Source organism: Mesorhizobium sp. 10J20-29 (genome assembly GCF_054130485.1).
Map to the genome: position 1 here is coordinate 955,187 of NZ_CP199156.1, position 11,237 is coordinate 966,423.

General features: G+C 66.3%; 6 protein-coding genes. 1 reads left to right on the plus strand and 5 read right to left on the minus strand.

The annotated features are described in order from the left end of the window. Positions 1–80 precede the first annotated feature (80 nt). On the plus strand, positions 81–1,697 hold the full coding sequence (gene purH / locus ACT2BZ_RS04690) for a bifunctional phosphoribosylaminoimidazolecarboxamide formyltransferase/IMP cyclohydrolase (protein ID WP_457939667.1): 1,617 nt from the start codon (positions 81–83) through the stop codon (positions 1,695–1,697). Here purH and ACT2BZ_RS04695 read toward each other — a convergent pair whose 3' ends face one another. From ACT2BZ_RS04695 to ACT2BZ_RS04715, 5 genes are all read right to left on the minus strand, one after another. Further along, entirely contained in the window at positions 1,698–3,107 is a 1,410-nt protein-coding gene (locus ACT2BZ_RS04695) for an MFS transporter (RefSeq protein WP_457939668.1), read from the minus strand. Continuing rightward, a complete protein-coding gene (locus ACT2BZ_RS04700; RefSeq protein ID WP_457939670.1) occupies positions 3,104–7,879 on the minus strand; it encodes an NAD-glutamate dehydrogenase in 4,776 nt (1,591 codons plus the stop codon). The genes ACT2BZ_RS04695 and ACT2BZ_RS04700 overlap by 4 nt, the downstream gene beginning before the upstream one ends. Before the next feature lie 136 nt (positions 7,880–8,015). Then, positions 8,016–8,627, minus strand: coding sequence for a LysE family translocator (locus ACT2BZ_RS04705; RefSeq protein WP_457939672.1), 612 nt, complete (start codon positions 8,625–8,627; stop codon positions 8,016–8,018). Between the two features lie 138 nt (positions 8,628–8,765). After that, complete coding sequence (locus ACT2BZ_RS04710; protein WP_457939673.1) at positions 8,766–9,977, minus strand: MliC family protein; 1,212 nt, start codon at positions 9,975–9,977, stop codon at positions 8,766–8,768. Beyond that, on the minus strand, positions 9,968–11,200 hold the full coding sequence (locus tag ACT2BZ_RS04715; RefSeq protein WP_457939675.1) for a hypothetical protein: 1,233 nt from the start codon (positions 11,198–11,200) through the stop codon (positions 9,968–9,970). The genes ACT2BZ_RS04710 and ACT2BZ_RS04715 overlap by 10 nt, the downstream gene beginning before the upstream one ends. Between the last annotated feature and the right edge of the window lie 37 nt (positions 11,201–11,237).

The window sequence follows — 11,237 nt, forward strand, 5'->3', positions numbered from 1 at the left end:
TAGAGCGCCTCTCCCGATTTGATTCCGGGCCGGGCTGTGCTAACGCCCGCCTCGACTCTCCCAGCTGAAAGGCCCTCCCCATGGCGGTTGCCTCCAAGAATATCCCCGCGCCCGATCTCGTGCCGGTGCGCCGCGCGCTTCTGTCCGTCTCCGACAAGACAGGCCTGACCGATTTCGCCGCCTCGCTGGTCAAGGCCGGCGTCGAGCTGGTCTCCACCGGTGGCACGGCGAAGGCCATCGCTGAAGCCGGCATCGCGGTCCGCGACGTGTCCGAGCTGACGGGCTTTCCCGAGATCATGGACGGCCGCGTCAAGACGCTGCACCCTTCCGTTCACGGCGCACTGCTCGGCATCCGCGACGACCCCGAGCACTCGGCCGCCATGCATGAGCACGGCATCGAGCCGATCGACCTCCTGGTCGTCAATCTCTACCCCTTCGAGGAAGTCCGCTACTCCGGCGCGAACTACGCGTCGATCGTCGAGAACATCGACATCGGCGGCCCGGCCATGGTGCGCGCCTCGGCCAAGAACCATGCCTACGTCGCCACCGTCACCGACCCGGAAGACTACGCTTCCGTGATCAACGCGCTGGAACTGAACATCGGCAGCCTGTCCTTCGACTTCCGCCGCCACCTCGCGGCAAAGGCATTTGCCCGCACCGCCGCCTACGATGCCGCCATCTCTGGCTGGTTTGCCGAGGCGCTGGAGATCGAGCACCCCACCTGGCGCGCATTCGGCGGCAAGCTGGAGAGCGTCATGCGCTACGGCGAGAACCCGCACCAGCAGGCCGGCTTCTACGCAACCGGCGACAAGCGCCCGGGCGTGGCCACTGCGGTTCAGGTGCAGGGCAAGGCGCTGTCCTACAACAATATCAACGACACCGACGCCGCCTATGAACTGGTCGGCGAGTTCGACCCGAAGCGCAGCGCGGCCGTCGCCATCATCAAGCACGCCAATCCCTGCGGCGTCGCCGAAGGCGTCACGCTTCTCGACGCCTACGCGAAGGCTCTCGCCTGCGACCCGGTCTCGGCTTTCGGCGGCATCGTCGCGCTGAACCGCCTGCTCGACGCAGAGGCCGCCGAGGAGATCGTCAAGACCTTTACCGAGGTCATCATCGCGCCCGACGCGAGCGACGAGGCGAAGGCCATCGTCACGGCGAAGAAGAACCTGCGCCTCCTGCTCGCCGGTGCGACACCCGACCCCCGCGCGCCCGTCATGACGGTGAAGTCGGTCTCCGGCGGGCTCCTGGTGCAGGGGCGCGACAATGCAGTCGTCGACGACCTCGAACTCAAGGTGGTCACCAAGCGCGCGCCGACGGACAAGGAAATGGCCGACCTGAAATTTGCCTTCCGCGTCGCCAAGCACGTCAAGTCGAACGCCATCGTCTATGTGAAGGACGCCGCCACCGTCGGCATCGGCGCCGGCCAGATGAGCCGCGTGGACTCCTCGCGCATCGCCGCCCGCAAGGCGCTCGACGCTGCCGAGGCAGCGGGCCTTGCCGAGCCCATGACCAAAGGTTCGGTGGTCGCGTCGGACGCCTTCTTCCCCTTCGCCGACGGCCTGATCTCGGCCATCGAGGCGGGCGCTACCGCCGTCATCCAGCCAGGTGGCTCGATGCGCGACGACGACGTCATCGCCGCCGCCGACGAACACGGCATCGCCATGGTCTTCACCGGCACGCGCCACTTCCGCCACTGATCAGGCGGCACGTTCCTCCGGCCGGTCCGCCGGATAGGGCACCGGCCACAGCACGGCTATGCCGCCGACCAGGAACAGCAGGATCATCGCCATGCCGAGCCGTGGCGATCCGCTGATTGCCGTCACCGTCGCCACCAGGAATGGCGCCGTAAAGCTCGTCGCCCGCCCTGCCAGCGCGTAGATGCCGAAATAGCGGCCGGCCTCGTCGGCCGACACGCTGCGCGCCAGGTAGGAGCGCGACGACGCCTGCACCGGGCCGAAGGCAATGCCGATCAGCAGGCCGAAGAGGATGTAGGCCTTCTCCGCCGGCGTCCCGAACAGCCCGCCCGTATCGGCGCCGGGCAGCGGCAGCATGCCGAACAGCGTGTAGCCCGGCCCGGTCGAGACGATGCCGACGGTCGCCACCGTCAGGCACACCAGCGCGATCATCACCACCGTCTTGGAGCCGAGCTTCGTGTCGAGACGGCTGGCCACCAGGCAGCCGAAGATCGCGATGACGTTGAGGATGATGCCGAACAGCCCGATCTCGGTGATCGACCAGCCGAACATCGCCGCCGCGAAGACGCCGCCGAGCGCCAGCAACGCGTTGACGCCGTCCTGGTAGATCATGCGGGCGATCAGGAACCACAATATGCCGCCGCGCTGGCGCACTTCCTTCAGCGTCGCCTTCAGCTCCGTCAGCCCCTCGCGTACGGCGGGGCCGATCGCCATGCCCTTGCCGGCATCGGGCGTGAAGAAGAACATCGGCAGGATGAAGACGAAATACCACGCCGCCGACAGCGGCCCGGTGGCGCGCGCATCCTCGCCGAGCCTCGGGTCGAGCCCGAAGAGCGGCTCCATGCCGATGATCGTAAGGCCGGTCTCTGGCGAGGCCGCCAGGCAGGCGACGACGAAGATCAGCACGATCATGCCGCCGAGATAGCCGAGACCCCACGCAATGTTGGAGATTTTGCCGATCTCGGCCTTGGAGACCAGCCGCGGCATCATGGAATCGTTGAACACGGTCGAGAATTCGGCCGCCACCGAGGCGAGCGAGAAGCACAGCACGACGAGGAAGAGGTTCGACCCGGGCGCCGCGAACCACAGCGCGCAGAGGCTGGCGATCTTGATCGCCGCGAAGCTGCCGATCCATGGCTTGCGCGGTCCCGTCTGGTCGGCGATCGAGCCCAGCACCGGCGACAGGATGGCGATGGCGAAGCCCGCCGCCGCGATGCCGTAGCCCCAGGCGGCCTGGCCCATCGCCGGGTCGCTCGCCATGCGCGAGACCACATAGGGGCCGAAGATGAAGGTGGTGACCACCGTGAAGAAGGGCTGCGCCGCCCAGTCGAACAGCATCCAGCCCCAGACGCCGCGTCGCGGCGCCAGCCTGCCCGTCTCCTGCGTGGTGTCAGACTTGAGTGCCGCGGTCATCCATGGTCACTCAGGTCGGCCATCAGCCCGGCCGCGACCGACAGGCGAGACACCGACAGTTCGCTGCCCTCGGTCAGCGCCTGCAGCCGCTCTCGCACCTTGCCGATGCGCTGGCCGCCGGCCTCGAGCCAGTCGCCCACGGGATTGTCGGACTTCCCCCGGCCCGACAGCGCGGCAACCGCCATGCCGCGGCGTGCTGCCGCGATCGTGTCGCCGGCGCGCGTCAGCGCCAGCCCGTCATAATAGTCGGTCGGCGTGATCGAGCGCGCCGCGCTCTCGATGCGGCCGATCCGGAATGCGTCGCTGACGGCGAAGAACGCCTTGGCGGCCTCGACCAGGTCGGCTTTCGCAGTCTTGGCGACCAGCGCGATGTCGGGAATCAGCGCCGAGGCATCGATGAGCGCCAGCCTTTCGGCGAGCTTGTCGGGCGCGCCGCCCTTGAACAGCGCATGCCTGCGCTCCTCGATGCGCTCCAGGGTGAAATCCGGCAGCATCGACCGCAGCTTGGGCTCCAGCGTCGCGCGCGCAGCCTGCAGTTCGGCAATCTGCTCGCCGAGCGACGCGGTCGCACTGCCGTTCTTGAGGTCCCAGGCGGTTGCCGCCTGCGCCATCCGCCCGACCGTCGCATAGAGGTCGAGCTGCACCTGGCCGTCTATCTGGTTGTCGAGGGCGTCGATCTCGCGGTAGAGCGCCGGCAGGCCGAAACCGTCGCGCACCACGGTGAAGGCGCGCACCACCTCGCGGGCGCCCTGGCCGGTGGCGTCCTGAAGCCGCGTCACGAAGGACGGCCCGCCGCGGTCGATCAGGTCGTTGGCGATGACGGTCGCGATGATCTCGCGGCGCAGCCGGTGCCCGCGGATTTCGTCGGCGAACTTCTTCTGCATGCGGCCGGGGAAATAGCTCAGCAGGTCGCGTTCGAAATGCGCGTCGTCGGGCACGTCGCTGGCGACGATCTCGGTGAAGAGCACGATCTTGGCATAGGCCAGCAGCACACCGAGCTCCGCTCGCGTCAGCGGCTCGCCGCGCACCTCGCGCTCCTCGAGCGCTGCCGCCGAAGGCAGCGTCTCGACCGCGCGATCGAGCAGCCCCCGCGCCTCCAGTGTGCTGATGAAGCGCACCTGGTGCGGGAAGTCGCTCAGCCCGTTCTTGCGCAGGACCGAAAGCGCCAGCGTCTGCTCGTAATTGTTGGCGAGCACGAGATCGGAAACGGCGGGCGTCATCTCGGCGAGCAGCTTGTCGCGCGCCGGGCGCGTCAGCTTGCCGCCGCGCATTGCCGAGGCCAGCGCGATCTTGATGTTGACCTCGACGTCCGAGCAGTTGACGCCGCCCGAATTGTCGATCGCGTCGGAATTGCAGGCGCCGCCGCGCAGGCCGAACTCGATACGCGCGCGCTGCGTGACACCCAGATTGGCGCCCTCGCCGATCACCTTGGCGCCGACCTCCGCGGCGGTCACCCGGATCGCGTCGTTGGCGCGGTCGCCGACGTCCTGGTTGCTCTCGCCCGAGCCACGCACATAGGTGCCGATGCCGCCGAACCACAACAGGTCGACATGCGCCTTCAGGATCGCGGTCATGATCTCGGTCGGCGAAGCGGTCGTCTTGTCGAGCCCGATCGCCGCGGCGGCCGCGGCCGGCAGCGTGATCGACTTCTGGCTGCGTGACGCGATGATGCCGCCGGCCGACAGTTTGGACTTGTCGTAGTCCTGCCAGCTCGAGCGCGGCAGGGCGAACAGCCGCTCCCGCTCGGCGAAGGTAGCCGCGGCGTCCGGGTTCGGGTCTATGAAGATGTCGCGGTGGTCGAACGCCGCGATCAGGTGCGTCATGGGCGACAGCAGCATGCCGTTGCCGAACACGTCGCCCGACATGTCGCCGACGCCGACGACGGTGAAGGGCATCGTCTGGATGTCGCGGTTCATCTCGCGGAAATGGCGCTTCACGGCCTCCCAGGCGCCCTTGGCGGTGATGCCCATCTTCTTGTGGTCGTAGCCGGCAGAGCCACCCGATGCGAAGGCGTCGTCCAGCCAGAAACCGTGTGCCTGGCTGATCGCGTTGGCCGTGTCGGAGAAGGTCGCCGTGCCCTTGTCGGCGGCGACGACGAAATAGGGGTCGTCGCCGTCGCGGCGCACGATGCCCTTTGGCGGCACCACCTTGTCGCCGTCGATATCGTCGGTGATCGACAGCAGGCTGGAGACGAAATTCACATAGGCCCGCTTGCCGGCCTCGAACACAAGGTCGCGGCTCAGCCCGGCTGTCGGGAACTTCGGGTAGAAGCCGCCCTTGGCGCCGACCGGCACGATGACGGCGTTCTTGACCTGCTGCGCCTTGACCAGCCCCAGCACCTCGGTGCGGTAATCCTGCGCCCGGTCGGACCAACGCAGGCCGCCTCGCGCCACCGGTCCGAAGCGCAGGTGCACGCCCTCGACCTCCGGTCCGTAGACGAAGATCTCGCGCCACGGGCGGGGTTCCGGCAGGCCGTCGACCATGCGCGAGTCGAGCTTGATTGCCAGCGATTGGCCCCGCTCGCGGATGCCGGGCACGAAATGGTTGGTCCGCAGCGATGCCTCGATCAGGTTGACGTAGCGGCGGATGATGGTGTCGTCGTCGATGTTGGGAACGTCTTCCAGCGCGTCCTTTATCTTGGCCTTGAGGTGCTTGGCGGTGACCTCGCCCTCCCTGGCCGAGGCCGGGTCGAGCCGCGCCACGAACATGGCGTGCAGTCCGCGCGCAATGTCGGGGTAGCGGTTCAGCACCGCGGCGATGAACTCCTGGCTCTGCGGGATGCCGGCCTGCTGCAGGTAGCGGCCATAGGCGCGCAGGATGCCGATGGCGGATGCGCCGAGCCCGGCTGTCTGGGCAAGGCTGTTGTAGCCGTCATTGTCGGCGTCGCCGTGCCAGACCGAGAGGAATACTTCCTCGAACAGCTTGCCGCCGCCGTCGAGTTCGATCGGGGCCGCATAGGCGTTTTCGAGTTCCATGTCGTGCACGAAGACGGTCTCGGCGTCCTCGTCGCTGACCTCGAAGGTCCGCTCGCTGATCACCCGGAAGCCGATGTTCTCGAGGATCGGCACGCGCCGCGACAGCGCGACCGGGCTGCCGAAATGGTAGATCTTCAGCGATGCCTGCTCCGGCGTCTGGCCGTGGCTGCGGTAGTAGTCGATGGCGATCGGGTTGTCGGCCGTTATGGCGGCGATCCGCCCGGCATCGACCAGCGCCTCGTCGGCCGTGAACGAGCCGCGATAGGCCTCGGGGAACCGCGCCGCGATGCCGAGCAGCGCCGTGTCCGCGCCGGACGTCACGGCGGCTTCGCGCAGCGCGTCCTCCCACGTGCGGATGATTTCCAGCACGGCGTCTTCCAGCGTCGCCTGGTCGATCTTCGGCGTCTTGCCGCCGGACCGCCCGATGATGAAATGGACGCGCGCCAGGCTGCCTTCCGGGAAGGCCGGGTAATAGGCCGACAGGCGCCCGTCGAAGGCCGTCTTTAGATAGGCGCCGATCTTCTCGCGCACGATGCTGTCGTAGCGGTCGCGCGGCACGAAGGTGATGACCGAGACGAAGCGGTCGAACTGGTCGACGCGGTAGAGCACCCTGACGCGCGGCCGTTCCACCAGCCCCAATATGGCTTCGGCGTGCTTGCGCAGGGTCGGAATGGCGATCTGGAAGAGTTCGTCGCGCGGATAGCTTTCCAGCACGTTGATCAGCGCCTTGCCGGAATGGTCGGCCGGGTCGAAGCCGGACTTCTGGATGACGGTCTCCGCCTTCGAACGCAGATAGGGGATCTTCATCACCGAGCGCGTGTAGGCGGTAGAGGTGAAGAGGCCGACGATGCGCAGCTCACCCGACAGCGCGCCGCGCTTGTCGTAGGTCTTGAGCCCGATGTAGTCGAGATAGATGCGGCGGTGGATCACCGACTTGGCGTTCGCCTTGGTCACGATCAGCGGATCGGGGCCATGCAGGAAGGCGCGCACTTCTGGCGTCGTCGAGACGCCGTCCGCATCCCGCCGCAGCACCCTGACGTCCGGGTCGGCGAGGATGCCCAGCCCCGGATCCTTGGCGCGTGTCAGCGTGCCACTCTTCTCGCCGCCGGAGTAGCGGAACTCGCGCATGCCGAGAAAGGTGAAATTGTCGTCGCGCAGCCATTCGAGGAAGGCGATCGCCTCGCTGACGGCCGCCTTGTCGAGCGGTATCGGCGCGTAGCGGAATTCCGAGATCGACTGGTCGAGCCGGGCCAGCATCGGCTTCCAGTCCTTGACCGCCGCGCGTACCTGCCGCAGGACCGTGTCCAGCCCCTCGGAAAGCGACTTGGCCTCGCCGCTGCTGAGCTGCGCCACATGCACGTGGATGACGCTCAGCCTGTCGGCATCGGTATCGCGCGTACTGTCGGACAGGATTTCGCTGACGCCCTTCCTGTCGTGCCTGACCCCGATCACGGGATGGGTGACCAGCACGGGGTCTCCGGCCGTCTCGGCAATCTCGGCCAGCACGGAATCGAAGAGGAACGGCATGTTGTCGTTGACGACGGTGATGACCGTCATGGGGCGGCCGTTGCGGACGATCGCCGGATCGCTGTCGACGGCGACGACGCTTTCGCCCCTGCGGTGGCGCATGACCGCCTTGCGGGCGAGTGCTGCCGCCTTGTCCAGCACGTCAGCGTCGTAGGCGGCGGCATCCTCGGCCGGCGCCCGCATCAGGAGGTATTCGGCAAACCCGTCGCCGCGTGCCGGGGAAGCTCCCGGCTTCTTCTTTGTCGCTGCGGATTTTGCGCGCGTGGCCATTCCTGGAAACCCCTCCCTAGGGCGATGCTTTGCCGCCATCGTAGCAGATGGCCGTCATTTGGCGACCGGCCATCTGGCGTCGCGCACCGAAACTGCAGCCTCAGGATGAAACCAGGATGACGTCCATTCGATGGGCTCAGCGCGCTGCAATGGCAGCGGCGGCGCCGGCCATGGTGCTGGCACTGATGCGGTTGGCGATCTTCATGGCGCGGCTGCTCTTCAGCAGCCGGCGCGCCTGGCTGGCGGCCAGCACCCAGGTCAGGTCGATGGCGATCAGCACGGCGGCCATGGTCAGCGTCAGCTCGGCCCAGCCGACCAGCGACACCTTGCCGAGGTCGATGATCGTCGGCAGCAGCGCCAGGTAGAACATCATGATCTTGGGATTGCCGAGCGTCACCGCCATGCCGGTCATGAACAGCCGCGCCGGCGAATCCTCGCGCGGCATCACGCCGTCGCGGACATCGACCGGCGCGAACCACATTTTCCAGGCGAGATAGGCCAGGTAGGCGACGCCCGCCCATTTGATCACGACGAAGGCGAGGTGAAAGCTCTGCGCCACGAAGGCCAGCCCGAATACTGCCATCGACAGCCAGATTGCCTCGCCGATCCACATGGCGGCGAGGAAGGGAAACACGTCGCGAAAGCCCTTCGAGATGACGCGGGCGACAAGCGCTGCGATCGAGGGGCCGGGCGACCCTGCGGCGACCAGCAGGGCGCCGGCGAAGATCAGGAGAGAGGTGAGTTCCACGGCTTGGCTCCATAGAACGGCTTCATCGCTGCGATGATAGCCGATCCTGGAGGCAGGTGAACAGCCCGGTGCCTGGAGACAGATATCTGTCGGAAACGCCGGCAGCGAAGTTTCACGCTCGCAGAACCTCGCAAATCGTCATTCCGGTCCGAAGTAGCCATTTCGTGCGGTAATCTTGAAAAGCTCCACACCGGGCAGTGCCCTGTACATTTCAAGGCAGTTTCCGGGTCCGTCGGTAAACATCCACAGCTGGTTGAAGAAGCTTTCGGCCGACAAGCTCTGCCCGGGGTCGAGATCGGCCCGCTGCTCCGGCTGTCCGTTGGGACCGATGACGAGCACGCCCCTGTGTGCGTCCGTGGCGTTGACGAATTTTACCGAAACCGGGCGTTCCGGCAGCTCCGTGTGTGGCACAGCCAGCATCTCGCAGGTCGTCCAAAGCGGGTCGAAGCTCTCCACTTCCCGTTCGGGCGGTGCTGGACTGCCGTTGGTCTTTGCCCTTTCGGCCAGAGCCTCGCAATCCCGGAGGAATCCGCCGATCGCGCTCGCGCTGCCCTTCAGCGGCAGCGTCACGCTGTGCCCACCGGACCGGTAGGCGATCGACTGCCGTCTCTTGAGAGTGGCCCACAGCGGATCCTCCACGGGCAGATCGATCGCAACGCCCCCCACACCTTGTTCCTGTCGTGTTCCCGAGACAACGCCGCTGTAGCTGCGCCTGAAGTCTTCGGCAAAGAATTCGATGTCGAGCGGCGCACCCTCGATCTTGCCGCCCACAGCCGCGCCGAAGGTCAAGTCCGGCTGTCCGGCGCGGCAGCGGCCATCGACCATCGCATTGTCGGTCTCCGGTACGCTGACACCGATCGATGGCGGGTTGGTGTCGTCCCCTGCCGCGTGGTGCCATTCCATGTCCGGCACGGAAACCGAAGCGCACGAAATGCGTGTCTCATCCCATTCAAGCGCGGCAAGGTCGGCCTTGGACGACAGCGTGAAATAGCCGTTGGAGTATCGGATCCCGGATCCCGAAACCACCTGCTTGAGCCTGATCTCGGGCAGGCCGTCATGTGAAACAGACGCCGCGTAGTCGTCGATGTGATAACGCACCTGCATTGGCGCGCCACCGCCGCACGCATAATCGACGACCTTGTCGGCAGCCAATGCTGCCGATGGCGAGAAGCCGGCATACGCAGGCGCGGACAACCCAAGTGCCACAATGGCCAGTCTGACGAAGCGGTGCATCTTCAGCTCCAGAATGCGGACTGCGCCGTGCCTTGGGGCACGGCGCATCGTGATGTTGCGGATACCATTGCTTCGCGATAAACCGACGGGAGCAATGCGAGCCTGGATCAGCTGCACTTGCCCCGCTGCAGGCCGTTCATGTTGCCTTTGCAGTTGCCGCTGCTGCACATGGCGTCTGACCAACACACCTTGTCGCGCGGAAGCTGGTAGCAATATTCATGCGCGGCATACATGCCCTCCTTGCCCGAAGGACAGCAAATCGAGCGGTTGCCGTCGCGGGCCGAGTCCCGGGCGCAAGTGTTGTTGGCGCATTCCGAATCGGACGAGCAGCTCGCATTGATCGCCTTGCCGGCACCCCATGCCTGCACTTCGGTGCTGCTCGGTTTCCAGACTGTGCCGCTGACCTCCAGGCTGCCGGGCGCGCCGATGTAGAACATCCCACCTGCATCCGGCAACGCCGCACCGACTGCCGATACTGTTCCCCCGGCCACAGCCGAGACGCCTGCCACCGCTGCCGGACAGCCCACTCCGACCGTGCCGACGCAGACGAAGGCGCCGGCTATGCCGGTGCCGGCTGCGACAATGGTACCCGCGGCGATCGAGATGAAAGTGTTGGCCGACTCCCCACCGACCGCACTGACAGTCGCGACCATGCGCTTCTTGCTGGTGATGCAGCTCTTTTCGGTGACAGCAATCTTCTCAGTCTTGTCAGCCTTCGCGCCGGGACGCAGGGTCATGGCGCTGGTCACTTCGTCCAGCAGCATGTTCTGCGGCTGGTACCAGTTGACGCGCGCTACATAGCCGATGCCGAACTTGGCCTTGACGCACTGCACGACGTTGTTGACTGGCAATATGGCGGTGGCGACCGCCGTCGCTTCTGCAACGCTCGCAACCGTAGAGGCTGGCTTGCTGGGCGCCGCCGGCGCGGGCGCCGCAGCCGGCGCGTCGGCCGAGACCCGTGTCAGATTGTAGAGAGGCTGGTATTCACCGTCGCCCGGCTTGTACATCACCTTCTGCGTGTAGAGATCAAGCTGGATGTAGACATTGCGTGATGCGTCGAACAGGTAGACCGACCAGTCGTCCCGGCTCTGCTCCTTGAACCGCGCGGTCGTCGCACCGCTCTCGTTGATCTCGAGCCATTCGTCGCCGCTCTTCTGGAACCGCTTCTGGCCGTACCATGCCGCCGTGACATCGCGGCCATTGGCTTCCTGGAACGCGATCTTGCGGATCAGGAGAGTGTCCAGCGAGGTTGACTGGGCGACCGGAGGTTGTACCTGCCAGCCAGTTTGTGCCGGAGAACTCAGAAGCAGGGGAGCAACCAGTCCCGCCGCCAGAAGCATGCCCGTTTTCCGCGTCCAACCCATCATGCCAGTCCCC

Bases quoted from the DNA above. Each gene is read 5' to 3' on its own strand.
- purH (WP_457939667.1), top strand. From the start codon at position 81: ATGGCGGTTGCCTCCAAGAATATCCCCGCGCCCGATCTCGTGCCGGTG.
- ACT2BZ_RS04695 (WP_457939668.1), bottom strand. From the start codon at position 3,107: ATGACCGCGGCACTCAAGTCTGACACCACGCAGGAGACGGGCAGGCTG.
- ACT2BZ_RS04700 (WP_457939670.1), bottom strand. From the start codon at position 7,879: ATGGCCACGCGCGCAAAATCCGCAGCGACAAAGAAGAAGCCGGGAGCT.
- ACT2BZ_RS04715 (WP_457939675.1), bottom strand. From the start codon at position 11,200: ATGCTTCTGGCGGCGGGACTGGTTGCTCCCCTGCTTCTGAGTTCTCCG.